This is a genomic window from Sphingomonas aerolata (genome assembly GCF_023935825.1).
Lineage (GTDB): Bacteria > Pseudomonadota > Alphaproteobacteria > Sphingomonadales > Sphingomonadaceae > Sphingomonas > Sphingomonas aerolata.
The window spans coordinates 3,180,701-3,206,286 of the sequence record NZ_CP098762.1 but is presented as its reverse complement, the minus strand read 5'-3'; the positions used below and the strand labels follow the sequence as shown (position 1 = coordinate 3,206,286).

Sequence of the window (25,586 nt, the reverse complement as noted above, 5' to 3'; positions counted from 1 at the left end):
GTAGATCAATGTGCGCACCGGGCCGTCCCGGCAGGGCACATGGTCCCGGATCAAGGGCAATACAGCGCTTGATTCCCGGAAATCCCCAAATATCCCGTTGCGTCCCCGTTCCGCTGTGATAGACGGAGATTAACACAGGGGCACGTTCACCGTTCGCGATTGCGCGGCCGGGCCGCGGCGAAGGCTGCGGTTCGAGGCGGGAAGACGTGCGCGCCATTCGCGGGATATTGGCGTGTCGGATCGAGGGCGATATCAAGGAGATGGCATCGGCCTTGTCGACGACAAGGGCCGGGTAGCCATCCCTTCCGCCCTTCGGACGATCTTGTCGGCAAATGCCCCCAAGGCGAACGGCAAGGACGGCGGAACCATCATCATCGGCGCACACCAGAAGAACCGCTGCCTGGTCGCCTATGATCCGGGTTATGTCGCGCTGCTCGCCGAAAAGCTCGACCGCCGCGAGGCCGAGAATACCCGCGAAGACGGCGAATATGACTATAACATCAAGCGTCGCGCGGCGTCGGGCGAGGCCGTGCCGTTCGATGGCTCGGGGCGCTTCATCATGCCCGCCTTCCCGCGCTTCTATGCCGGGATCAAGGGTCACGCGTTCTTCTACGGTGTCCTCGACTATATCGAGATCTGGGACCCCGCCGCGCTGGTCGCGACCGACGACATGCCCCCCGTCGTCAAGGAAATGGCGCGCTTCTACATGGCCGAGAAGGGAATTGCGCTGTGAGCGACGCGATCCCCGCCGCCCCGCACATTCCGGTCCTGCTCGACGAGGTGATCGCCGCGCTGGCCCCCGCGCCCGGCGAGACGATCGTTGACGGGACGTTCGGTGCGGGCGGCTATACGCGGGCGCTGCTGTCGCGTGGCGCCTGCGTCATCGCCTTCGACCGTGATCCCGACGCGATCGCGGCGGGTCAGGACTGGGCCGATGGCGAGGAGCGGCTGACGCTGGTTGCCGCCGACTTTTCCGCAATGGTCGCCGAACTCGAGGCACGCGACGCGTTGCCCGTCGACGGCATCACGCTCGACATCGGCGTCTCGTCGATGCAGCTCGACCAGGCCGAGCGCGGCTTTTCGTTCCAGTCGGACGGACCGCTCGACATGCGGATGGCGCAGGCCGGCATGACCGCCGCCGATTTCGTCAACGAGGCCGACGAGGACGAGATCGCCGACGTCCTCTATCATTTTGGTGACGAGCCCAAGTCGCGTCGCGTCGCGCGGGCGATCGTTGCCGCACGACCGATGACGCGTACCGGCGAGCTCGCGCATGTCGTCCGTCGCTCGCTGGGGTACAAGGCGCACGACAAGAAGGACCCCGCGACGCGCGCGTTCCAGGCGATCCGGATCCATATCAACCGCGAACTCGGCGAGCTCGCCGATGGGCTACTGGCGGCGGAACGCGCGCTCAAGCCCGGCGGACGGCTCGCCATCGTGACCTTCCACAGTCTGGAGGATCGCATGGTGAAGCGGTTCCTGCGCACGCGGTCGGGCAGTGCGCCTTCAGGTTCCCGTCATCTTCCACAGGCAAAAACCGTGGTAGAACCGAGTTTTACCGATGTCGGCCGCCCCGTGCGCGCCGGCGAGGACGAGTTGGCGCGCAATCCGCGCGCACGCTCTGCGACTTTACGAACGGCGCGGCGGACCTCCGCGCAACCTTGGACGGAAGAGGTGACGACATGACGGCGGCGTATCGGTTGAAGGGTGTGGGCTGGTTCGGTGGCTGCGTTGCCGTCGTACTCGGCTTTTACCTCGTTTCGCTGCAGGTGGCCGCCGAGCGCAAGAAGCTTGAGACCGTCAACGGCCAGATCCGGTCGGCCGAGCGCGATATCCGCGCGCTCGAGACCGAATTCGACACGCGCGCGAACCTCGCGCAGCTCGAGCGCTGGAACGGCGATACGCTGGCGCTGTCCGCGCCGACCGCCGGGCAGTTCGTCGCAAGCGAGTCGGCCCTCGCCAGCCTCGACGTGAATCAGATCGGCGGGCCCGCGGGCGCCGCCGTCCAGACCGCGCAGCTGCTCGTGCCGTCGCTGCCGGTTGCTGCCGCCGCCGCGGCACCGCAGGCGGTCGACGTCGCCGTGCAGGCCGTCGCTGCCGCAGCGCCGCTCAAGCCCGTCACCGTCCGCGCCACCGTCCAGACCGCCCGTGCCACCGACACGGCGATCGTCCGCGCGGCCGCCCCCGAGCGCCTCGCCGCGGTTGCCAAGGTCCGTCCGCAGGCAGTCGCAATGCTCGACCGCAAGCTGCTGTCCGACAACACGCTGGGTTCGATCCTGAGCGGCGCGCGGGCCGAGGCAGGGCGTCTGCGTTGACCACCCTCGTCGCCCGGCCGGTTTCCGAGCGGCGTACCGCAACGCAGCGCCACGCGCTGGTCGCGACCGCGCACACGCGCCTGATGATGTTGATGTTCCTGTTCGGGGCCGCGGTGCTGGTCGTGATCGGCCGGCTCGGCGTGCTCGCGATCCAGTCGTCGCTGAGCGATCCCGGTGCACGCGCCGCGGCGATCGCCGCGCGCGGCGATATCGTCGACCGTAACGGCGCGCCGCTGGCCAGGACGATCGACGCATGGACGATCGCGGTTCATCCCAAGAAAATGATCGGCGATCCGACCGAGATCGCCGCGCGGCTGGCGGCGCTGATGCCCGATCGCGGCAACCAGGCCTTCTTCTACGGTCTGCTGACCAAGGATGTGAATTTCAGCTACCTGCAACGCCGCGCGTCGCCTGCGCTGGTCGAGCAGGTCAACGCGATCGGCGAACCCGCGATCGTGTTCGCGCGCGAGACGCAGCGCCTGTATCCGCAGTCGACCATGGCGGCGCATGCGCTGGGATTCCTGTCGACCGACGGCCACGGCATGTCGGGGATGGAGCGCGTCCTCGACGAGCGGCTGACCAACCCTGCGCTGAACGGCGCGCCGGTCGCGCTGTCGATCGACACGCGCGTCCAGGCGGCGATGGAAAGCGAACTCGCGCGTGCGGTCGCGTCGTTCCAGGCCAAAAGCGCGGCAGGCATCGTCCTCGACGTCGACACCGGCGAAGTGATCGCGATGACGTCGATGCCGGTCTTCAATCCCAACCGGGTCGGCATGGCGGGGACCGAGCAGCTGCGCAACATGGGCACCCAGAGCGTGTACGAGCTGGGGTCGGTGTTCAAGCCGATCGCGATGGCGGCGGCGATCGATTCGGGCACCGTCACCTCGATGGCGCGGCGCTTCGACGCGACCGTCCCGCTGCGCGTTGGCGGCTACACAATCCACGACGATCCGGGCGATGAAGAGAAGCGCTGGCTGAACATCCCCGAGACGCTGATCTATTCGTCGAACATTGCGACCGCGCGGATCGCCGATCAGATTGGTGCCGCCGGGATGCAGAACATGTTCCGCAAGCTCGGCTTCGACACCAAGCCCGATATCGAACTGCGCGAGAAGGGCCGGCCGATCTGGCCGACCTTCTGGGCCCGCACCACATTGATGACGTCGGCCTATGGGCACGGAATCGCAGTCACGCCGCTGCACCTCGCCAACGCCTATGCGACACTGGTCAATGGCGGGATCTGGCGCCCGACGACGCTGCTGAAGATCGATCCGGCGCATATTCCCGCCGGGCGACGCGTGATCAGCACGACGACGAGTGCGCGGATGCGGCAGCTGCTCCGGCTGGTCGTGCAATATGGCACGGGCCGCAAGGGCGAGGCGCCCGGCTACCGCGTCGGCGGCAAGACCGGTACGGCCGAAATCGCGCAGGCGGGTGGCTATAACAAGCACACCAACGTCTCGACCTTTGCCGCTGCCTTCCCGATGGACGCGCCGCGTTACGTCGTCGTGGTGACGCTCGATTCCGCAAAGGGTAACAAGGAATCTTACGGCTTCACCACCGCGGCCTGGACCGCGGCGCCGGTGGTATCGCGCGTGATCAGCCGGACCGGATCGATGCTCGGCGTCATTCCGGACGCGAACCGCGACATTGACGAAAGCGACTTGTTGCCGCTGTTGTGGCATGCGCCGGGCACGCCGGCCTTTGGCGCAAAGCCGACGTCCGGTGCGGAATGAGGGGCGATACATGAGGATCGGTGCATGAAACTGGCAACGCTGATCGGTAAGGGCCCCGTCAGCGATGGCGGGGCATCAGTGCACGGATCTGCACCGCGCGATGCGTATGACGGCAACGTCACGGGCTTCGCGATCGACCATCGCAAGGTCGCACCGGGGACGATCTTCGGGGCGTTCGAGGGCGCCCGCGTCAATGGCGAGGACTATATCGCCGACGCGATCCGCGCCGGGGCGATCGGCATCGTCGCGCGGCCGGGCCTCGCGGTCGAGGGTGCGGCGTACATCGCCGACGAGACCCCACGCGAACGGTTCGCACAGCTCGCGGCGGCGTTTTTCGCTCCCTTTCCCGCAACGACGGTCGCGATCACGGGCACCAACGGCAAGACGAGCTGTGTCGAGATGACCCGCCAATTGTGGCGGATGGCCGGCCATCACGCCGCATCGATCGGGACGCTGGGCGTCACGACCGCCGACGAGCGCGTCACCACGGGCCTCACGACGCCCGACGTCGTCACCTTCCTGTCGAACGTCGCCGGGCTCGAGCGCGAAGGCGTGACGCATCTCGCCTTCGAGGCGTCGAGCCACGGGCTGACCCAGTATCGCACCGAGGGACTGCCCGTATCGGCGGCCGCCTTCACCAATCTCAGCCGTGATCATCTCGATTATCACGGCGACATGGCGGCCTATTTCACCGCCAAGATCCGCCTGTTTTCTGAAGTACTCGGCCCGGATGGGGCGGCGGTGGTGTGGGCCGATGATCCGCAGGCGGCGCGCGTCATCGACCTCGCGCGGGAGCGGGGCAATCGGCTCGTGACCGTCGGCACGCGCGGGGATACGCTGCGGCTGGTCGATCGCGATCCGACGTTGCTGGGGCAGGGGCTGACGATCGAGGCGGGCGGGCAGACCTACCGCGTGACGCTGCCGCTGATCGGCGGATATCAGGCCGCCAATGCGCTCGTGTCGGCGGGGCTGGTGATCGCGACCGGGGGCGATATCGCGACGACCATCGCCAATCTGGCGCGGTTGCAGCCCGTGCGCGGGCGGCTCGAGCGTGCGGTCATCGCGCGCTCGGGTGCGCCGGTCTATGTCGATTATGCGCATACCCCCGACGCGCTGGAGGCGGCGATCGCCGCGCTCAAGCCGCATGCGGGCGGCCGGCTGATCGTCGTGTTCGGCGCGGGCGGCGACCGCGATACCGGCAAGCGCGAGACGATGGGGCAGGTTGCGATGCATTACGCCGACCGCGTGATCGTCACCGACGACAATCCGCGTACCGAGGATCCCGCCGCGATCCGCCGCGACGTGCTGAAGGGCGCGCCCGGCGCGATCGAGATCGGCGACCGGCGCGCGGCGATCCAGGCGGCGATCGACGAGGCGGGCAGCGACGACATCGTGCTGATCGCTGGCAAGGGCCACGAACAGGGCCAGATCGTCGGCGACATGGTGCTGCCGTTCGACGACGTCGGCGTCGCGCGCGAGTGTGCAGCATGAGCACTGCGGTGCCCCTGTGGACGTCCGCCGAGATCGCTGCGGCGACCGGCGGGGTCGCCTCGGCCGAATTTGCCGTGACGGGCGTCGCGTTCGATTCGCGCGAGGTCGGTCCGGGTGACCTGTTCGTCGCGATGAAGGGCGAGGCGAGCGACGGCCATCTGTATCTCGACCAGGCGTTCGCGCAGGGCGCCGCGGGGGCGATCGTCTCCGAACCCTGCGCGCATCCGCATGTGCTGGTCGCCGACAGCTTCACCGCGTTGCAGATGCTCGGGCGCGCGAGCCGGGCGCGCAGCGGCGCGACGATCATTGGCGTCACCGGATCGGTCGGCAAGACGAGCGCGAAGGAAGCGCTGTTCGCGGCGCTCGATCGCGGCGCACCGGGGGCGGTGCATCGTTCGGTCAAGAGCTACAACAACCATACCGGCGTCCCGCTGAGCCTCGCGCGGATGCCGCGCGACGCGCGTTTCGGCGTGTTCGAGATGGGGATGAACCACGCGGGTGAGCTGGCCGAGCTGACGCAGATCGTCCGCCCGCATATCGCCGTCGTCACCGCGATCGCGCCGGCGCATACCGAATTCTTCCGCGACGAAAGCGCGATCGCCGACGCCAAGGGCGAGATCTTCGCCGGGCTCGAGCCGGACGGCGTCGCAATTGTCCCCTTCGACAGCCCGCATCGCGACCGCCTGGCCGCAGCGGCAACGCCGCATGCGGCGCGGATCGTGACCTTCGGCATCGCGAAGGGTGCCGATGTCCGCGCGATCGAGACGGTCCGGCTGGCGACCGGCGCGACATTCGTGACGGTCCAGCAGGACGGCCGCGAGCTGAGCTTCACGATGGCGCAGCCGGGGATGCACTGGGTTTCGAACGCGCTGGCGGTGGTCGCGTGCGTCGAAGCGGCGGGCGCGGATCTCGGGCTGGCGGGACTGGCGCTCGCCGAACTCGGCGGGCTGCAGGGACGCGGTGCGCGGTTCATGACGACGCTCGCGGACGGGCAGGCGCTCGTGATCGACGAAAGCTATAATGCGAACCCCGCGTCGATGCGTGCGACGCTGGCCGTGCTGGCCAAGGAGCCGGGGCGGCATGTCGCGCTGCTCGGCGAGATGCGCGAGCTGGGCGAGGCGTCGGCCGACTATCATGCCGGGCTTGCCGAGCCGATCGTCGCGGCAAACGTCGAAATGGCGCTGCTGGTCGGTGAAGCGATGGCGCCGCTTGCGCAAGCGCTTGAGGGTAAAGTCGAAACCGTCCATGTGGGCGACGCTGTGGCCGCGCTGACGTCGTTACGGACGATCCTGGCGCCGGGCGATGCGGTTCTCATCAAGGGATCGAACGGTGTAGGGCTCGCGCGGGTCGTGACGAGTCTCGGGGGCGGGAAGACGTAAATGCTGTACTGGATCGCCGCACATCTGGGTTTCCCGGGGATATTGAACCTGCTCCGCTATCAGTCGACGCGGACGGGCGGGGCGGTCGCGACTGCGCTGATCATCGGCCTGATCATCGGGCCGCGCTTCATCGGCTGGCTGCGCGTGCGTCAGGGCAAGGGCCAGCCGATCCGCGCCGACGGCCCGCAGACGCATCTCGCCAAGCGCGGCACGCCGACGATGGGTGGGTTGATGATCCTCACCAGCATGACGCTGGCGATCCTGCTCTGGATGGACCTCAGCAACCCCTATGTCTGGTCGTGCCTGTTCGTGACGCTGGGCTTCGGCACGATCGGGTTCATGGATGACTATGACAAGGTGCGGAAGGCGAGCACCGCGGGCATTTCGGGTCGCACGCGGCTGTTGCTCGAATTCGCGATCGCCGGGATCGCCGCAACGATCATCATGTCGCAGAACGGGCCGCATCTGTACCTGCCGTTCACGTCGCGCATGTATATCGATCTCGGCTGGTTCTTCCCCGTCTTCGCCGCCTTCACGATCGTGTCGTTCGGCAATGCCGTGAACCTGACCGACGGGCTCGACGGACTGGCGACGATGCCGGTGATCATCGCGAGCGTGGCGTTCATGGTCATCGTCTATCTCGCGGGCAATGTGAAGTTCGCCGACTATCTCGGCATCCCGCACGTTCCCGGCGCGGGCGAGCTGGCCATTTTCTGCGGTGCGGTCGTCGGGGGCGGTCTGGCGTTCCTGTGGTTCAATGCGCCGCCCGCCGCGGTGTTCATGGGTGACACCGGCAGCCTCGCGCTCGGTGGCGCGCTCGGCACCATCGCCGTCGTCGCGCATCACGAGATCGTGCTCGGGATCATCGGCGGGCTGTTCGTCGCCGAGGCGATGAGCGTGATCATCCAGGTGTTCTTCTACAAGCGGACCGGCAAGCGGGTGTTCCGGATGGCGCCGATCCACCATCATTTCGAACAGCTCGGCTGGAGCGAGCCGACCGTCGTGATCCGCTTCTGGATCATCGCGCTGGTCCTGGCGCTGGTCGGCCTGTCGACGTTGAAGCTGCGGTGATCGTCGCCAAGGCCTGGCGCGGAAAACGCTTTGCGGTGCTGGGGCTGGCGCGGTCGGGTGCGGCGACGGTGCAGGCGCTGGTGGCGGGCGGCGCGAGCGTGGTCGCGTGGGACTCCGACGAAACAAAGCGCGAGGCTCTCGCCGAGAGCATTCAAGACCTGTCGGTCACCCGCGATGACGTCGATCTCCGGTTTGATCCGCTGGACGATCTGGCGGCGTTCGACGCGCTCGTCGTTTCGCCGGGGGTGCCGCTCAACACGCATCCGCTCGCCGCGGCCGCGCGTGCGGCGGGCGTTCCCGTCATCGGCGACATCGAACTCTTCGCACAGGCGCGGGGCGACCTGCCGCCGCACAAGGTCGTCGGGATCACGGGCACGAACGGCAAGTCGACCACCACCGCGCTCGTGCATCATATCCTGCGGACCGCGGGCGTGCCGACGCTGATGGGCGGCAATATCGGGCTGCCGATTCTGGGGCAGGATCCGCTGCCCGAGGGCGGCGTCTATGTGCTCGAGCTGTCGAGCTATCAGATCGACCTGACACAGACGCTCGACTGCGACGTCGCGGTGCTGCTCAACATCACCCCCGACCATCTCGATCGCTATGACGGCTTTGCCGGCTATGCGGCGTCGAAGGCACGGCTGTTCGCGATGCAGACGGCGCCGCATCTCGCGATCGTCGACCACGGCGCAGAGGCGGAGCATCGTCTACTGGATGACGCTCCCGCTGACCTTCCGATCCAGTTCATCGACCGTATCGACCTCGGCGACCAGGCCGGCTGGCCGTCGCTGCAGGGGCCGCACAATGCGCTGAACGCGCGTGCCGCTGTGGGTGTCGCGCGCTCGCTCGGTTTGAGCGAGGTCGATATCGATCGCGGGCTGGTCAGCTTTACCGGCCTGCCGCACCGCATGCAGCAGATCGCCTCCTATGACGGCGTCGCCTATGTCGACGACAGCAAGGCGACCAATCCGGAAAGCGCCGCGCCCGCGCTGGCGGCGTTCGAGCGGGTTCACTGGATCGTCGGCGGGCGCGCCAAGGGGGATGACCTCGATGCGTGCAGGCCCGGCTTTGGCCATGTCGTTCACGCCTATACGATCGGCGAGGCCGGGCCGCGGTTCGCCGAGATCCTGGCCGGGTTGATGCCGGTCGACCATGTCGGCACGCTCGACGCGGCCGTCCGCAGCGCGGCGGCCAATGCCCGGCCCGGCGACACGATCCTGTTGTCGCCCGCCTGTGCGAGCTTCGACCAGTTCGCCGATTACGAAGCGCGCGGCGCGGCATTCCGCGCTGCGGTCGAGTCGCTGGCATGAGCGATATGCGGACACCGATGATGAGCGCAGGGCAGAAGACCGGGATCGTCGCGAAGATGAAGCGGCGCGGCGGGCGTGGCGATCAGTCGCCGCTCGGCACGTGGTTCTGGGATATCGACCGGATGCTGCTGTTGCTGACGCTGTTCCTGATCGCGATCGGGCTGATCGCGGTGGCCGCAGCGTCACCAGCGACCGCGGTGCGCTATTCGGGCGAGCATCACAAACTGACGCCGCTCTATTATTTCTGGCGCCAGCTGATGTGGGTCGGCGTCTCGATGCCGGTGCTGTTCGGGGTGTCGATGATGCCCGTCGCGATGGCGCGGCGCATGGCGCTGACAGCGGCGGCGGTGCTGCTGCTGATCCTCGCGGTGACGCCGTTCGTCGGATCGGAGGTCAACGGCGCGCGTCGTTGGATCGGCTATGGCTTCGCGCAGTTCCAGCCCTCCGAGTTTCTGAAGCCGGTCTTCATCGTCACCGTCGCCTGGCTCCTGTCGCTGCGCGCGAAGGATCCCGAACTGCCGACCGTGCTGATCACGGGCGGGCTGACCGGCACGATCGCGGTGATGCTGATGCTGCAGCCCGATTTCGGCCAGACGATCATCTATTGCACCGTGTGGATGGCGTTGCTGATGATCGCGGGAACGCCGATGCGCGTGATGGCGGGTCTGGTCGGCTGTGTGCCGGTCGGGCTGGTGGCTGCCTATATGTTCTACGGCACGGCGCGGTCGCGGATCGACGCGTTCCTGTTCCCGGGAATCGAGGGCGAGGGCGCGTCGGATCATTTCCAGACCAATGCCGCGCACAATACGCTGACCGCGGGCGGCTGGACCGGCACGGGCCCCGGCGGCGGCATCGCCAAGTTCGGGCTGCCCGAGGCGCATACCGATTACATTTTCTCGGTGATCGGCGAGGAATTCGGGCTGATCGCCTGTTCGGTGATCGCGGTGATCTTCCTTGCGATCGTCGTGCGCGTGTTCGTCAAGCTGCTGGACGAGCAGGATGAATTCAAGCTTCTGGCCTCGGCCGGGCTGACGACGCAGTTCGGTGCGCAGGCGCTGGTCAGCATGGCGGTGAACACCGGGCTCGCACCCTCAAAGGGCATGACGCTGCCGTTCATCAGCTATGGCGGGTCGTCGATGATCGCCTTGTCGGTCGGCATGGGGTTGCTGCTGGCGTTTACCCGGCGCAATCCGTTTCTCACGCGGAGCCCCTATGTCGTCCGCTGGAGTGGTGAATGACTGTGAATCAACGTCCCCGGCATTTCGTGCTCGCGGCAGGCGGGACCGGCGGTCACATGGTGCCGGCGGCGGCGCTTGCCGCTGAGCTGACGAGGCGTGGCCACCGCGTCGCGCTGGTCAGCGACGAGCGCGGCGTGCGCTTCCCTGGATTGTTCGAGGGAATCCAGACGCATGTCCTTCCCGCCGGACGCTTCACCGGCGGACCGCTGGGCTGGGCCAAGGCGACGCGATCGATGTGGCGCGGGCGGATGATGGCACGCGAACTATATCGCACGTTCAAGCCGGCGGCGGTGATCGGTTTTGGCGGCTATCCCGCGCTGCCCGCGCTGCTGGCGGCGTTTGCGAATCGGATCCCGACCGCAGTGCACGAGCAGAATGCGGTGCTGGGGCGGGTGAACCGGCTCGTGGCGCGCCGCGTCGACGCGATCGCGACCTCGTCCGAGCCGACCGAACGGCTAGCGTCCGGGCTTCTCGCCAAGACGCATCTCGTCGGCAATCCGGTGCGCGAGGCGGTGCTCGCATTGCGTGCCCGGCCCTATCCGCTGCTCGAGGAGGATGGTATCTTCCGCGTGCTCGTGACCGGTGGCAGCCAGGGCGCGAGCATCCTGTCACAGGTGGTCCCCGATGGTCTGGCGATGCTGCCGGTGACGTTCCGGCGGCGGCTGCAGGTCACGCATCAGGCGCGGATCGAGGATATCGATGCGGTGCGCGCGCAATATGCCGAGCATCACATCCCGGCCGAGCTCGCCACCTATCTGCCCGACATGCCCGAACAGCTTGCATGGGCGCACCTGGTGATCGCGCGCGCAGGCGCCTCGACGATCGCGGAGCTAACCGCGGCGGGGCGGCCGGCGATCCTGGTGCCGCTGCCGGGCGCGACCGACGATCACCAGACGGTCAACGCGCGCGAGATCACCCGCGCCGGCGGCGCGCGGACGATCCGGCAGGGCGATTTCACCGCGGTCGAACTCGCCAAGCAGATGCAGAAGCTCGGGCTCGACCCGGCTGCATTGCAGAACGCCGCGGGACGCGCGCGCAGTTGCGGCAGGCCCAATGCCGCGAGCGATCTGGCCGACCTGGTCGAAAGCCTCGATGCGCCGGTGTCGCGACTGCCGGTCGGGCGCCCATCCAAGCCAAAGGTACAATTTGCATGAAGGGTGTAGCGACCGATATCGGCACGATCCATTTCGTCGGCATCGGCGGGATCGGCATGTCGGGCATCGCCGAGGTGATGAAGAATCTCGGCTACCGCGTGCAGGGGTCTGACGTGGCCGAGGGCTATGTCGTGCAGGGCCTGCGCGACAAGGGCATTCCGGTCGCGATCGGCCATGCCGCGGAGAATATCGGCGACGCGGCGGTGGTGGTCGTCTCGACTGCGATCGTGCGCTCGAACCCCGAGGTCGAGGCGGCGCTCAACGCGCGCGTACCCGTGGTGCGGCGTGCGGAGATGCTGGCCGAACTGATGCGGCTGAAGTCGACCGTCGCGGTTGCAGGCACGCACGGCAAGACGACGACGACGTCGATGGTCGCCGCGCTGCTCGATGCGGGCGGGGTCGACCCGACCGTGATCAATGGCGGGATCATCAACAGCTACGGATCGAATGCGCGACTGGGCGCGAGCGACTGGATGGTGGTCGAGGCGGACGAGAGCGACGGCAGCTTCCTGCGGCTCGACGGGACGATCGCGGTCGTCACCAACATCGATCCCGAGCATCTCGATCATTACGGATCGTTCGACGCGGTGAAGGATGCGTTCGTCGAGTTCGTCGAGAACGTGCCCTTTTACGGCGCGGCGTTGCTGTGCCTCGATCATCCCGAGGTGCAGGGGATCCTGCCGCGCGTGCGCGACCGGCGGATCGTGACCTATGGCTTCTCGGCACAGGCGGACGTGCGCGGTGTCGAGGTGACGCCGATCCCGGGTGGCAACCGCTTCGATTGCGTGGTGCGGACGCGCGACGGTGCGACGCGGACGATTGCGGGAATCGAGATGCCGATGCCCGGGCGGCACAATGTCCAGAACGCGCTGGCCGCGATCGGCGTCGCGCTCGAGCTGGGGATCGAGGATGCGACGATCCAGCAGGGCTTTGCCAAGTTCGGCGGCGTGAAGCGGCGTTTCACCAAGGTGGGCGAGGTTCCGGTCGAGGGTGGCGGTGTCGCGATCATCGACGATTACGGGCATCACCCGGTCGAGATCCGCGCGGTGCTGGCCGCTGCGCGCGAGGGCGCGAAGGGGCGCGTGATCGCGGTCGTGCAGCCGCATCGCTATTCACGGCTCGGCAATCTGATGGAGGATTTCCAGACCGCGTTCAACGACGCGGACCGGGTGCTGGTGACGCCGGTCTATGCGGCGGGCGAGGCGCCGGTCGAGGGTGTCGATGCGGCGGCTCTGGTCGAGGGATTGAAGCGGCGCGGCCACCGGTTTGCGGGCGTGGTCGCGGATGCGAATGCACTGGCGGCCGAGCTGGCGGCTACGATCGAGGCGGATGACATGGTCGTCTGTCTTGGCGCGGGCGACATCACGAAATGGGCGGCCGGGCTGGCCGATGCGATCGCGGTCGAGCGTGCGAAGGTGCCGGCGTGAGCTCTGCATCTCCTTGTGCCCCCGCGAAGGCGGGAACCCAGACTGGGCTCCCGCCTTCGCGGGAGACCATCAGGGGGAGCGTGGAGGCCGGTGGGTCGCTTGCGGACTTCATCTGGTTCCGGACCGGCGGGCCTGCCGAATGGCTGGTGCGGCCGGCGGATGTCGAGGATCTGGCCGGGTTGTTGAAGACCCTCGATCCGTCGACGCCGGTCCTGCCGGTCGGCGTCGGCTCCAACCTGATCGTCCGCGACGGCGGTGTGCCGGGGGTCGTGGTGCGGCTGCCCAAGGCAATGGCGAAGGTGTCGGTCCAGGACGGTCGCGTTCGCGCAGGGGCGGGGGCGATGGGGATCACGGTCGCCAGCGCCGCGCGCGATGCGGGGATCGCCGGGCTCGAATTCCTGCGCGGGATCCCGGGGACGGTCGGCGGCGCGGTACGGATGAACGCTGGCGCCTATGGGCGCGACGTCAGCGATATCCTGATCGAGGCGACCGTCGTCACGCGCGACGGCGCGGTCGAGACCTGGCCCGAAGCGCGGTTCGGCTATGTCTATCGGCATTCGGACCTGCCGGCGGGGGCGGTCGTGGTCGAGGCGGTGTTTTCGGGCACGCCCGGCGAACCGGCTGTCATCGGGGCTGAGATGGACCGGATCGCCGCGGAGCGCGAGGCGTCGCAGCCGCTCCGGTCGCGCACCGGCGGATCGACGTTCAAGAATCCCGAGGGGCATAAGGCCTGGGCGCTGATCGACGCCGCCGGGTGCCGCGGGCTGACCCGCGGCGACGCGCAGGTCAGCGAGAAGCATTGCAATTTCCTGCTGAACCTCGGGTCCGCGTCGAGCGCGGAGATCGAGGCGCTGGGCGAAGAGGTACGGACCAAGGTGAAGGCGCATTCTGGAGTGACGTTGGAATGGGAAATCCAGCGGGTCGGGGTGGCGAAATGAGCGGCGCTCTTCACATCGCCGTGCTGATGGGCGGCTGGTCGGCGGAGCGTGAGGTCTCGCTGATGTCGGGCAATGGCTGCGCCGATGCGCTCGAATCGCTCGGCCACCGCGTCACGCGGATCGACATGGGGCGCGACGTCGCCGCCCGGCTCGCGGAAGCCAGGCCCGATCTCGTGTTCAACGCGCTGCACGGGACGCCCGGCGAGGATGGCTCGGTGCAGGGGCTGCTCGACCTGATGGGTCTGCGCTACACGCATTCGGGGCTTGCGACCTCGGTGATCGCGATCGACAAGGTGCTGACCAAGCTGCTGCTCGTCCCGGCCGGTGTGCCGATGCCGGGCGGACGGATCGTCCGCTCGGTCGACCTGTTCGAGGGGGATCCGATGGCACGCCCCTATGTGCTCAAGCCCGTCAACGAGGGGTCGTCGGTCGGCGTGGCGATCGTCACCGACAGCGGCAATTACGGCAATCCGATCGCGCGCGACGCGGTCGGGCCGTGGATCGACTTCGACGAGCTGCTCGCCGAGCCCTATATCCGTGGGCGCGAGTTGACGACCGCGGTGCTGGGCGGTCGCGCGCTCGGCGTCACCGAACTCAAGCCCAAGAGCGGCTGGTATGATTACGACGCGAAATATACCGACGGGATGACCGAGCATGTCTGCCCGGCGGACATTCCCGACGAGATCGCCGACGCGTGCAAGAGCCTCGCGCTCGAGGCGCACCGGCTGCTCGGCTGCAACGGCGCATCGCGCTCGGACTTCCGCTGGGACGACGAGCGCGGGGTCGACGGGCTGTTCCTGCTCGAGGTCAACACGCAGCCGGGCATGACCCCGCTCAGCCTCGTGCCTGAACAGGCGCGGCACATCGGCATGAGCTATGCCGAGCTCGTCCAGGCGATCGTCGACGAGGCGCTGTCGGATCATCCGCTGGCGCCGGGCGGGGCGCCATGAGCCGGACGATCAAGCGCGGCCCGCCCCCCAAGCGGCCCGCCCCGCGGCGCAAGGTCGCGGTCAAGAAGGTGTCGGTGCTCGACCGGCTGGTCGGGATGCTCCCGGTCAGCGAAGAAACGCTGAAGAAGATTGCGACCTGGTCAATCCTGGGCGCGGGCGGCGCGGTGGTGATCGCGGCGGCGACCTGGATCGGCATTCCCGGCATGATCGGCGGCGCGATGGCCGAAGGCGCCGGGCGCGCGGGGTTCAAGGTCGACCAGATCGAGGTCACCGGGCTGAAGCGCATGGACCGGATGTCGGTCTATGCGGTCGCGCTCGATCAGCAGAGCCGCGCGATGCCGCTCGTCGATCTCGAAGCGGTGCGCCAGAAATTGCTGCGCTATGGCTGGATCGCGGACGCGCATGTGTCGCGGCGGCTGCCCGACACGTTGCTGGTCGACATCGTCGAGCGGACCCCCGCGGCGGTGTGGCAGGACAATGGCAATCTGACGCTGATCGACGCGTCGGGCGTGCTGCTCGAACCGGTGCAGCCCGATGCGATCCCGAACCTGCCGCTGGTGATCGGACCCGGCGCGGACCGGCAGGAAGCGTCCTACCAGGCGCTGCTCGCCGCCGCCCCCGCGCTCAAGCCGCGGGTGAAGGCGGCGACCTGGGTCGGCAACCGGCGCTGGGACCTGACCTTCGAGAGCGGCGAGACGCTGGCATTGCCCGAGGACGGGGCGCCGCGTGCGCTGGTGAAGTTTGCCGAGCTCGATGGCGCACGGCCGCTGCTCGGGCGTGGCTGGATCCGCTTCGACATGCGCGACCCGACCAAGCTGGTCGCGCGCAAGCCGGGTGCGAGCCTGGCGCACAGCGTCGACGTGCCCGCGCCGGTATCCAGCGAGCCACAGACGACTATACCGTCGCAGACGGCGGACGCGAACGTAACGGGCGGGGAGGGATGACATGGCGAAGGTGGCACCGGAAGGGCTGATCACGGCGCTTGATATCGGGTCGTCGAAGGTTTCGGCGATGATCGCGCAAAAGGGGGATGGCGGCGAACTGATCGTGCTCGGCACCGGCCAGCGCGAGAGCCGCGGCGTCAAGCGCGGCTATATCGCCGACATGGCGACGACCGAGGCCGCGGTACGCGAGGCGGTCGAGCAGGCCGAGCGGATCGCCGGGATCAATATCGAGAATGTCTGGGTCGGCTTCTCGGCCGGCGGGCTGGTGTCCGACGTCGCCGAGGTCGAGTTCGAACTGGGCGGCCACCGCGTCGAGCAGCAGGATATCGATGCGTTGCTCGCGGCGGGGCGCAACTCGATTGATCCGCAGGGGCGGATGGTGCTGCACGCGCAGCCCGCGCTCTACACGCTCGACGGGCTGACGGGCGTGAAGACGCCACTCGGGCTGCATGCCGACCGGCTCGGCGTGCATATCCATGTCGTCGCCGCGGACGGTTCGCCGGTCCGCAATCTCGATCTGTGCGTGCGTTCGGCGCATCTCGAGGTGAAGTCGATCATCGCCTCGCCGGTCGCGACGGGGCTTGCGTGCCTCAGTGACGAGGAGCGCGAGCTGGGCGTCGCATTAGTCGAGATGGGGGCGGGGATCACCAATGTCTCGCTGTTCGCGGGCGGCATGCTCGTCGGACTGACCTCGATCCCGATCGGTGCGCAGGACATCACCGACGACATCGCCAGTGCGTTCGGCACGCGGCGGCAGAATGCCGAGCGGATGAAGTGTTTCCACGGATCCGCCAATGCCTCCCCCCGCGACAATCACGACATGATCCCGGTCATGCCGATCTCGGCCGAGGATGGTGCGGGCGAGGGCGCGCAGATCACCAAGGCGCAGCTGATCAGCGTGATCCGCCAGCGGCTCGAACATCAGATGGGCGAGGTGCGCAATGCGCTGAGCACGCTCAAGTTCGAGGGGCCGGTGGGGCGCCAGGTCGTGCTGACCGGCGGCGGCGCGGAGCTGAAGGGCATTGCCGATTATGCGCAACAGGCGCTGGGGCGGTCGGTCCGGATCGGCCGACCGCGCGGATTGACCGCTCTGCCCGAGGCGCATGGCGGACCGGCCTTTGCGACGCTAGCGGGGTTGGCCTTCTATGCGGCGACCGATCCGATCGACCTGCGCGGTATTGCACCGCAGCGGACGATCGTTCACCGGCCGAAGGGAATCGGCATGGTCCGCAAGTTGATTCAGGCGGCACGCGCGAATTATTGAGAGTTTCGAAACGGCTGACGCTATTTCGGCTGGAACAGCCGGTAGCGTTGGTGCACACAGGTTAATCAGGGGCCCGGCCGTAGCGTATCACCGGGATGGGCGGAGAAGCAGGCGATGAGCATCGAATTTCTGAGTCCCGAAGTGGACGAGCTGGCCCCCCGCATCGCGGTGATCGGGGTCGGTGGCGCGGGCGGTAACGCGATCGCGAACATGATGAGGGCCGACGTCCAGGGCGTCGACTTCCTCGTCGCCAACACCGACGCGCAGGCGCTCAAGCAGTCGACCGCGCCGCAGCGGATCCAGCTGGGCACCAAGATCACGCAGGGCCTCGGTGCCGGCAGCCGTCCCGAGATCGGCCGCGCGGCCGCCGAGGAGACGATCGACCAGCTCGCCAAGATGCTCGAAGGCGCGCACATGTGCTTCATCACCGCCGGCATGGGCGGCGGTACCGGCACGGGTGCCGCCCCGGTCATCGCCAAGGCGGCGCGTGACATGGGCATCCTGACCGTCGGCGTGGTCACCAAGCCGTTCGCGTTCGAGGGCAATCGTCGCGCCAAGTCGGCCGATGGCGGCATCGAGGAACTGCAGAAGTACGTCGATACGCTGATCGTCATTCCGAACCAGAATCTGTTCCTGATCGCCAACGCGAACACGACCTTCAAGGAAGCGTTCTCGATGGCGGACGAGGTCCTCCAGCAGGGCGTGCGCAGCATCACCGACCTGATGGTCATGCCTGGCCTCATCAACCTCGACTTTGCCGACGTCCGTTCGGTGATGCAGGAAATGGGCAAGGCGATGATGGGCACCGGCGAGGCGAGCGGCGACAACCGCGCGCTCGAGGCGGCGCAGAAGGCGATCTCCAACCCGCTGCTCGACGGCGTCAGCATGCAGGGTGCCAAGGGCGTGATCATCTCGATCACCGGCGGTGACGACATGCGCCTGCTCGAAGTCGATGAAGCCGCGAATCACATTCGCGACCTGGTCGATCCCGATGCCAACATCATCTGGGGTTCGGCGTTCAACCAGGAGCTGGAAGGCAAGATCCGCGTCTCGGTCGTCGCGACCGGGATCGATGCGGACGCCAAGCCCGCCGTCGCGCCCGAGCCGACGCGCTCGTTCAGCTTCGGCATGGGCCGCAAGAACGACGAATCGACGTCGTTCCGTCCGAGCGAGCCCGCGGCACCGACCGGCACGACTGGCACGGGCGACGAGCCGCTCGACCTGTCGAGCGCGGACGCGGTACAGTCCGGCACCACCGACGAGGAACTCGTTCTGGGCCAGGACAAGATGGTCCCCGCCGCACCGGCCGCACCGCAGTCCTATGCCGCTGCGCCGACACAGTCTGCGCCCGCACCCGCCCCGGTGCAGTCGCCGGTCCAGGCTCAGCCTGCGCCGCAGCCGACCGCGCGTACGCCCCAGGCTCCTGCCTATCAGGCTCCGCCGCGTTCCTACGCGGACGATCGTTATGCCGCTCCCACGCCCGCGTCCCCGGCGCCGATGCCGGCTGCGGACGAGGGTGGTGCACGCCGTCGCTGGCTCGCTCCGGGTGCGGAAGCTGCGCCCGAGGCCGCCACGCCGGCGACGCCGCGCGTCAAGCTCGGTGGGACGCTGTTCGAGCGCATGTCGAATGCGGCGCGCGGCGCGGCCAAGGAAGACGGCGAGGCGGCTCCGACCGATCCGCTCGACATTCCGCGCTTCCTGCACCGCCAGAACAACCAGTAACGGCCTGCACAAAGGGGCGCGCCGGTTCGTCGCCGGCGCGCCCCGTCCTGGCGCGTAGCGCGCCGCGACATGTTGCCCGTTCCCGCGCGCTCGGGTCTAGCTACGGGCACCCATGATCTTCCCGACCCATCATCTCCTGACCGCCGCGCTCGCGCTGGTTCTGGTCACCGCCCCGAGCGGCGCGCGGGCGCAGGAAGTCGTCCAGCCCCTGCCCGGAACGACCGACGCGGATCGCCTCGGCGACACGATGCGGCAGCTCGCGTCAAACCCGCGCAACGTCGATGCGCTGGTACGTGCGGGGGATCTGTCCATCGGGCTCGGTGATCTGAGTGGTGCCGCGGCATTGTTCGCGCGCGCCGAGAAGGTCGATCCGCGCAATGGCCGGGTGAAGGCCGGCATGGCCTCGATCCTGGTCCGCTCCGAGCGACCGGGCGAGGCGCTCCGCTATTTCGCGCAGGCCGAGGCGTTCGGGCTCCAGCCGCGCTATTATGCTGCGGATCGCGGGCTGGCCTATGACCTGATCGGCGAACAGGACCGGGCGCAGCGCGACTATCGTGTCGCGTTGCGCGATGCCCCCGATGACGAAACTGTCCGGCGTTACGCCCTGTCACTCGGCATATCCGGCAAGCGTGATCTGGCACTGCAGCAGCTCGACCCGCTGGTCCTCAAGAAGGACCGCGGGGCGTGGCGTGCGCGTGCGTTTATCCTGGCGATGAACAATGACGTGCGCGGCGCAGAGACGATCGTCACGACGATGATGCCCGGGGCTGCGGCCCGCGGTCTGCAGCCCTTTTTCCAGCGTCTGCCGTTGCTTGCGCCCGCAGACCGCGCCTTTGCGGTGCATTTCGGCGAAGTGCATGCGACTCCGCAGCGGATCGCCGATGCGCGGATGACGCCGGTCCTGCCGCAACTGGGTGCCGATCCGACCGCGCCGGTGATGCTCGCGGCGGCCGAGCCGCAGCCCGCACCCCAGCCGACGGGCCGTGCCAAGGCGGCCGCCGATCGATCGGCTACCCGCCGCGACAAGACCGCACGGCCGGGTCGCGTTGAAATCGCCGCTGTGACGCCGACCCCTACGACCGCGCCCACGCCCACGCCCACGCCCACGCCCACGCCCACTCCGACACCGCCACCTGTCCGCCCGACTGCAACCGTGCAGGCGTCCGCACCGATGGTCATGGTCCAGCCGCTGCCGAAACCGCCGGTGGTGCTGGCATCGACGCAGCCGGTCCAGCGGCCGACCGGTCCTGCAGCCGCCACGACGCCCGCACCGTCCGCGCCGACATCGACCTTCGTCCAGCCCTTGCCGGCCCGGACGACGTCGGGTGCGGCGGCGGACGCGAATCGGGTCTCGCAGGCAAGCGTGGCGGCGTCTACTCCGACCCGCGCGCCCGATACGCCCGGTGCGCTGCCCTCTGCGATCGTCGCGCAGATGGCGGCGTTGCCGACAGCTTCGGCGACGACCGCCGGAACGACGCCGCCGGTGATGCCGCGGACCACGACGGCCCCGGTCACGGTGTCGTCGTCTGTCCCGACCACGCCAGCGGCGGCGGGTGTTGCCGCTACAACGGTTCCGGCGACGCCCGCCGCCGTCGCGCCCGGCATCGGGTCGACCCCGACGCAGGTCGCGGTCGCCGCCACGCCTGCTCCGACCGGGCGGACCATCCCCGTCAGCGAGGACTCGATCCTCGCACGGATCATTGCCGGGCTGTCGATCCCGGCATCCGAACTCGGCGTCGCGCCGATCGCTCGGGCTGCACCCGTGGTGCCGACAACGACCGCCGGGGTCGGTGCGGGCGACGACGCTGGCGCACGGGCACTCGCCGACGCCAAGGCCAAGGCGGAGCGCGATACCGCAGCCGAGGCGGACGCGCTTGCGGCGACCCGGCTTGCCGATGCGAAGGCGGCGCGCGCGAAGCTGGCGGCGGACAAGAAGATCGCCGATCGCAAGGCGATAGCCGACAGGAAGCTCGCCGCCGAGAAGAAGGCCGCCGCCGAGAAGAAGGCGATCGCCGACAAGGCCGCGGCAGAAGAGAAGCGGATCGCGCGCGCCAACCCCGAGCGCATCTGGGTCCAGGTGTCGACCGGCGCGACCGAGGGTGACCTGCCCAAGGCGTGGAAGGGCGTGAAGGCAAAGGCGCCGACCGTCGTCGGAACGCGCGGCGGCTGGACGGCGCCGTGGGGCGCGACGAACCGCGTGCTGGCGGGGCCGTTCAAGACCGCCGCGGAGGCGCGGACCTTCGTCAATGCGCTCGCCAAGGAGGGCGTCTCGACCTTCTCCTTCACCAGCGATGCCGGTCAGGTCGTCACGAAGTTGCCCGCCAAGTGAGCGCGCGTGCGCCCTGGGCCTCGGACCCAGCGCGGAGCAAAGGTCGGCTTCACGAGGAACAGAACGGGACCGTCCGCGGCCCACGTGACGCATTCCAGCGTGACCGTGACCGGATCATCCACTCGATCAGCTTCCGCCGGCTGCGCCACAAGACACAGGTCTTCATGGCGCCCGACGGCGATCATTTTCGCGTCAGGCTGACCCATAGTCTCGAGGTCGCGCAGATCGGCCGTGCGGTCGCCCGCACGCTCGCGCTCAACGAGGATCTGACCGAGGCGCTGTGTCTGGCGCACGACATCGGCCATCCGCCCTTCGGTCATGCCGGCGAGGATGCGCTCAAGATCGCGCTGACCGGGCAGGGCGGGTTTGACCATAATGGCCACACGCTGCGGACGCTGACCGAGATCGAGCGCCCCTATCCGCGCTGGAATGGGCTGAACCTGACTTGGGAAACGCTCGAGGGGCTGGCCAAGCATAATGGTCCGGTCCGCCACCCCGGCTGGGCGCTGCGCGTGGCGGATTCGGCCTTCGATCTTGCGCTAACGAGCTTCTCGTCGCTCGAGGCGCAGGTCGCGGCGATCGCCGACGACATCGCCTATGACAATCATGACATTGACGACGGCTTGCGCGCAGGATTGCTGACGCTCGATCAGCTTATGGCGGTCCCGCTGATCGCGCGCGGCTGGGACGATACCTGCGCGCGCTTCCCCGATGTCGAGCCGAAGCGACTGATGGGTGAACTTGTGCGCTCGCAGATCGGCACGATGGCAAACGACCTGATCGCCGAAACGCGTCGCCGGATCGCTGCGAGCGGCGTCACCAGCGTCGAGGATGTGCGCGACGCGGGCGAATGCCTTGTCGGCTTTTCCGATGCGATGCGCGAGGAAGAACGCGATCTGAAGCGGTTCATGTACGCGAACCTGTATCATCATCCGCGCCAGATCGCTGCGGCGGATGCCGCACACGGGATCGTGACCGGGCTGTTCGCGATCTATCGCGACGACCCCGGCACGATCCCCGAGGAATGGCGCGATCGCCTGCCCGAGGCGGACCCGGATCGCAGCCGGCACATCGCCGACTTCATCGCCGGCATGACCGATCGCTATGCCATCTCGCGCTACCGCGAGCTGGTCGGGCCGATCGATCTGCCCGAGGGGTTCTGAAGCCCGGCCGATTTCGCGGGATCAATGTCCGCGCGAAATCGGCTGAGCCGCCAGCGTCTTAGCGTGCGACGGCGGCGATACCGCCGGCCGCGCCCGATGCTTCGGTCGTCGCGAAGGCGACCGGCACGCCGCCCGCCGTACCCGACACGCGGTCGCCGCGCACGATCAGGTGAAACGCCTGGCCCGACGGAAATCGGCGGCCGTTGATGACCTGGCGGCCGTTCTCGACGCTGCTGGTGTAGACATAGGTGCTGCCTTCATATTCGAAGGACTGCTTGGCTTCCTTGGCCATGCCGATCGTCGAGGTGAGGGCGGCCGCCGCGGCGGCGAGGATGTATACGGTCTTGCGCATGATATGTGCTCCGCAGTGAAAGATCGTACCGGGCGCAATCGGGTGGTCACCCAGCTTTGATGCCCTGAAGATATTGCGGTGCAGCATAAGCAGCAATTGCAAAGGAGTCCGTCGCACTTGCACGGCGTGCACGGCAACCCTTGGCGCCGCGATTGGCATAATCCTGCGACACTCCCGGCTTAGGGCCAGACCGCAGGAGATGATGGATGACGCAGGCGAGCATCGCATTGAACCGGTTCGGAATTGGTGCGCGACCCGACGACGTGGTCGGTAACGGCAGGGACTGGCTATCGGCGCAGATGCCGGCGTTTGCGATCCGCCCGCCGGCGATTGCCGCCGCCCCTGACAGCGCGCGCGTTGCAACCGATCTCGCCAGCTATCAGCAAGCGCAACGTGCGGCTCGCGCGGCCGCACCGCCGCCGGATGCCATGCGCCCCGCGCCGGCGACACCGCCGGTGCGCAGCGACGCGGTGCGGGCCGCACGGCAGGCGATTGGGAAGCAGGCGCGGGACGATTACGGTGCTGCGGTTGCCGCGCGCGCGATCGCCGCGCTCACCACGCAGACCCCCTTCGTCGAGCGGCTGGTGCATTTCTGGGCGAATCACTTTGCGGTGTCGGCCGACCGGCTGACGGTGGTCGGGCTGGCGGGGACGCTCGAGTTCGAGGCAATCCGGCCGCACGTGCTGGGCCGGTTCGGTGACATGCTGGCGGCGGTCGAACGGCACCCGGCGATGCTGCTCTATCTCGACCAGGCGGTATCGGTCGGCCCGAGCAGCGCACTCGGCATGCGGGTCGCGGCGCGGGGCGGGCGCAAGGTCGGGCTGAACGAAAACCTCGCGCGCGAGATCCTCGAACTGCACACGCTGGGGGTGCGCACCGGCTATGGTCAGGACGACGTCACCGAGCTCGCGCGGGCGATGACGGGGTGGACGGTGGCCGGCCTGGGGCGTGGCGGCGGGCGGGATCAGAGCCCGGCGGGGCGGTTCCGGTTCGCGGCGGCGGTCCACGAACCTGGCGTGCGGACCGTGCTCGGCAAACGCTATGGGGAGGATGGCGAGGATCAGGCGCGGGCTGTCTTGCGCGACCTCGCGGTGAACCCGGCGACCGCGACGCACGTCGCGACCAAGCTTGCCCGGCATTTCGCCGGTGACGTGCCGCCGCCGGCGATGGTCGCGCGCTTGCGGGCCGTCTTCCTCGAGACGGGCGGCGACCTGCCAAGCGTGTACCGCGCGCTGATCGCATCGCCCGAGGCCTGGATCGAGACGCCGGTGAAATTCAAGACGCCCTGGGAATGGTCGATCGCGGCGATGCGCGCGCTGGGCATGACGACCGTCCAGCCGGGCGCGATCGCCGGCCTGCTGACGCAGCTCGGCCAGCCGGTGTGGAAGCCCGGACAGCCGGCCGGCTATGACGATATCGCCGCGAGCTGGGCGGGGCCCGATGCGATAATGCGCCGGGTCGAGGCGGCGGAGCGGTTCGCCTCGCGCGCGGGCGGGGCGATCGATGCCCGCAGACTGGCGGCGACGCTGTTCCCCGGATCAGTCAGCGCCGCCACGACCGAGGCGCTGGCGCGCGCCGAAAGCCCCGGGCAGGCGCTCGCGCTGCTGCTCGTCGCACCCGAATCGATGCGGAGATAAGTCATGCTCGACCGTCGTCACGTCATCACCTCCGCCATGCTCGGCGGCCTCGCCAGCGCCTTTGCACCGCGCATGGCCTTTGCCCGCGCCGCCACCGCGAAGCGGTTCGTCTTCATCATCCAGCGTGGCGCGGCCGACGGGTTGGGGACCATCGGGGCGGTCGGCGACCCGGCCTTTGCGGGCGTCCGCGGCGATCTCGCGGTCGACTTCGCGTCCGGCGCCAGGCTCGACTGCCTGTTCGCGTTGCATCCCGCGCTCGCGACGACCGCGGGCCTGTATGCGCGCAAGGAGGCGGTGTTCGCGCATGCGATCGCGTCCCCCTATCGCGACCGATCGCATTTCGATGGGCAGAACGTCCTCGAGACGGGTGGCGCCACGGCCTATCAGGTCAAGGACGGGTGGCTCAATCGCCTGCTCGACCTGCTGCCCGCGGACTCGGCGCGCGGCATCGCGGTCGCCGCGACCGTGCCGATGGCGCTGCGCGGCCGGCGGGAGGTCGCCTCCTATGCGCCGTCCAACCTGCCCGATGCGTCCGACGACCTGCTCCAGCGCGTCGCGATGCTGTATCAGGGCGACGCGCAGCTTCATGGCCTGTGGAGCGAGTCAATGGCGACACGGACGCTGACCAGCGACCTCGCCGCGGCGAACGGCCAGAATGCGGCGGCGACGGGCACGCTCGCCGCCCGCCTGATCGTGCCCGAGAACGGCGCACGGATCGCGATGATCGAGACCGGCGGTTGGGACACGCATGCCGGCCAGCGCGGGCGCCTCGCCGCGCAGCTCAAGGGCCTCGATGCGATGATCGGCGCGTTGCAGACGGGGCTCGGGCCGCTCTGGGCGGAGACGATGGTGCTGGTCGCGACCGAGTTCGGGCGGACCGTCGCGGTCAACGGGACCGGCGGCACCGATCACGGGACGGGCGCGTCGGCGATGGTGCTGGGCGGCGGGGTCGCGGGCGGGCGCGTGATCGCAGACTGGCCGGGGCTGGGGGCAGGGGCGCTTTACGACGGGCGCGACCTCAGGCCGACGATGGCGCTCGACGCGTTCATCGGCGGTGCGGTCGCCGCGCATTTCGGCGTCGAGCCCGGCCGCGCGATGGCGACGCTGTTCCCGGCCAGCGCCCGGACCCTGGCGATCGAAGGGCTGGTCCGCACCTGACCGGGCCG

The 25,586-nt window shown here is 68.6% G+C and carries 21 protein-coding genes; 20 read left to right on the top strand and 1 reads right to left on the bottom strand.

The features are described 5' to 3' along the window. Positions 1-322 precede the first annotated feature (322 nt). From NEF64_RS14655 to NEF64_RS14570, 18 genes are all read left to right on the top strand, one after another. Entirely contained in the window at positions 323-733 is a 411-nt protein-coding gene (locus NEF64_RS14655) for a division/cell wall cluster transcriptional repressor MraZ (RefSeq protein WP_311723314.1), read from the top strand. Then, positions 730-1,686: a 16S rRNA (cytosine(1402)-N(4))-methyltransferase RsmH gene (gene rsmH / locus NEF64_RS14650; protein WP_031395594.1), complete on the top strand. Its 957-nt coding sequence runs from the start codon at positions 730-732 to the stop codon at positions 1,684-1,686. Before NEF64_RS14655 ends, rsmH begins: the two co-directional genes overlap by 4 nt. Further along, positions 1,683-2,315 carry a hypothetical protein gene (locus NEF64_RS14645; protein ID WP_056405388.1) on the top strand — a complete coding sequence of 211 codons (633 nt, stop codon included), beginning with the start codon at positions 1,683-1,685 and terminating at the stop codon, positions 2,313-2,315. Before rsmH ends, NEF64_RS14645 begins: the two co-directional genes overlap by 4 nt. Beyond that, on the top strand, positions 2,312-4,051 hold the full coding sequence (locus tag NEF64_RS14640; protein WP_037528403.1) for a peptidoglycan D,D-transpeptidase FtsI family protein: 1,740 nt from the start codon (positions 2,312-2,314) through the stop codon (positions 4,049-4,051). Before NEF64_RS14645 ends, NEF64_RS14640 begins: the two co-directional genes overlap by 4 nt. A gap of 24 nt (positions 4,052-4,075) precedes the next feature. After that, positions 4,076-5,542 (top strand): UDP-N-acetylmuramoyl-L-alanyl-D-glutamate--2,6-diaminopimelate ligase, encoded by a 1,467-nt coding sequence (locus tag NEF64_RS14635; protein ID WP_082446530.1) that lies wholly within the window; start codon positions 4,076-4,078, stop codon positions 5,540-5,542. Continuing rightward, a complete protein-coding gene (locus NEF64_RS14630) occupies positions 5,539-6,921 on the top strand; it encodes a UDP-N-acetylmuramoyl-tripeptide--D-alanyl-D-alanine ligase (protein ID WP_031395400.1) in 1,383 nt (460 codons plus the stop codon). The genes NEF64_RS14635 and NEF64_RS14630 overlap by 4 nt, the downstream gene beginning before the upstream one ends. Further along, entirely contained in the window at positions 6,922-7,992 is a 1,071-nt protein-coding gene (mraY, locus tag NEF64_RS14625; RefSeq protein WP_031395401.1) for a phospho-N-acetylmuramoyl-pentapeptide-transferase, read from the top strand. It begins immediately after the preceding gene. Continuing rightward, positions 7,989-9,302 carry a UDP-N-acetylmuramoyl-L-alanine--D-glutamate ligase gene (gene murD, locus NEF64_RS14620; RefSeq protein WP_056405390.1) on the top strand — a complete coding sequence of 438 codons (1,314 nt, stop codon included), beginning with the start codon at positions 7,989-7,991 and terminating at the stop codon, positions 9,300-9,302. The genes mraY and murD overlap by 4 nt, the downstream gene beginning before the upstream one ends. A gap of 5 nt (positions 9,303-9,307) precedes the next feature. Beyond that, on the top strand, positions 9,308-10,540 hold the full coding sequence (locus tag NEF64_RS14615; protein ID WP_235516297.1) for an FtsW/RodA/SpoVE family cell cycle protein: 1,233 nt from the start codon (positions 9,308-9,310) through the stop codon (positions 10,538-10,540). Beyond that, positions 10,537-11,694: an undecaprenyldiphospho-muramoylpentapeptide beta-N-acetylglucosaminyltransferase gene (murG, locus tag NEF64_RS14610; protein WP_031395403.1), complete on the top strand. Its 1,158-nt coding sequence runs from the start codon at positions 10,537-10,539 to the stop codon at positions 11,692-11,694. Before NEF64_RS14615 ends, murG begins: the two co-directional genes overlap by 4 nt. Then, positions 11,691-13,121, top strand: coding sequence for a UDP-N-acetylmuramate--L-alanine ligase (gene murC / locus NEF64_RS14605; protein WP_031439537.1), 1,431 nt, complete (start codon positions 11,691-11,693; stop codon positions 13,119-13,121). Before murG ends, murC begins: the two co-directional genes overlap by 4 nt. A gap of 80 nt (positions 13,122-13,201) precedes the next feature. Further along, positions 13,202-14,059: a UDP-N-acetylmuramate dehydrogenase gene (gene murB, locus NEF64_RS14600; RefSeq protein ID WP_235516279.1), complete on the top strand. Its 858-nt coding sequence runs from the start codon at positions 13,202-13,204 to the stop codon at positions 14,057-14,059. Next, positions 14,056-15,009, top strand: a complete 954-nt coding sequence (locus tag NEF64_RS14595) for a D-alanine--D-alanine ligase (protein ID WP_056405395.1) — start codon at positions 14,056-14,058, stop codon at positions 15,007-15,009. The genes murB and NEF64_RS14595 overlap by 4 nt, the downstream gene beginning before the upstream one ends. Next, positions 15,006-15,953 carry a cell division protein FtsQ/DivIB gene (locus tag NEF64_RS14590; protein WP_056405396.1) on the top strand — a complete coding sequence of 316 codons (948 nt, stop codon included), beginning with the start codon at positions 15,006-15,008 and terminating at the stop codon, positions 15,951-15,953. Before NEF64_RS14595 ends, NEF64_RS14590 begins: the two co-directional genes overlap by 4 nt. Before the next feature lies 1 nt (position 15,954). Then, complete coding sequence (ftsA, locus tag NEF64_RS14585) at positions 15,955-17,217, top strand: cell division protein FtsA (protein ID WP_031393123.1); 1,263 nt, start codon at positions 15,955-15,957, stop codon at positions 17,215-17,217. 114 nt (positions 17,218-17,331) lie between these two features. Beyond that, on the top strand, positions 17,332-18,939 hold the full coding sequence (gene ftsZ / locus NEF64_RS14580; protein ID WP_056405399.1) for a cell division protein FtsZ: 1,608 nt from the start codon (positions 17,332-17,334) through the stop codon (positions 18,937-18,939). Between the two features lie 112 nt (positions 18,940-19,051). Then, the gene (locus NEF64_RS14575; protein ID WP_056405401.1) at positions 19,052-21,268 is read left to right on the top strand and encodes an SPOR domain-containing protein; all 2,217 of its coding nucleotides are present in this window, start codon (positions 19,052-19,054) and stop codon (positions 21,266-21,268) included. After that, entirely contained in the window at positions 21,265-22,431 is a 1,167-nt protein-coding gene (locus tag NEF64_RS14570) for a deoxyguanosinetriphosphate triphosphohydrolase (protein WP_056405403.1), read from the top strand. The genes NEF64_RS14575 and NEF64_RS14570 overlap by 4 nt, the downstream gene beginning before the upstream one ends. Positions 22,432-22,489: 58 nt before the next feature. On the opposite strand, the gene NEF64_RS14565 is transcribed toward NEF64_RS14570, so the two are convergent. Continuing rightward, a complete protein-coding gene (locus tag NEF64_RS14565) occupies positions 22,490-22,783 on the bottom strand; it encodes a hypothetical protein (protein ID WP_031394322.1) in 294 nt (97 codons plus the stop codon). 206 nt (positions 22,784-22,989) lie between these two features. On the opposite strand from NEF64_RS14565, the gene NEF64_RS14560 reads away from it, so the two are divergent. Both NEF64_RS14560 and NEF64_RS14555 read left to right on the top strand, forming a co-directional pair. Next, positions 22,990-24,420 (top strand): DUF1800 domain-containing protein, encoded by a 1,431-nt coding sequence (locus tag NEF64_RS14560; RefSeq protein ID WP_252574037.1) that lies wholly within the window; start codon positions 22,990-22,992, stop codon positions 24,418-24,420. Positions 24,421-24,423: 3 nt separating this feature from the next. Further along, positions 24,424-25,578: a DUF1501 domain-containing protein gene (locus tag NEF64_RS14555; RefSeq protein ID WP_252574035.1), complete on the top strand. Its 1,155-nt coding sequence runs from the start codon at positions 24,424-24,426 to the stop codon at positions 25,576-25,578. The last annotated feature ends 8 nt before the right edge of the window (positions 25,579-25,586 follow it).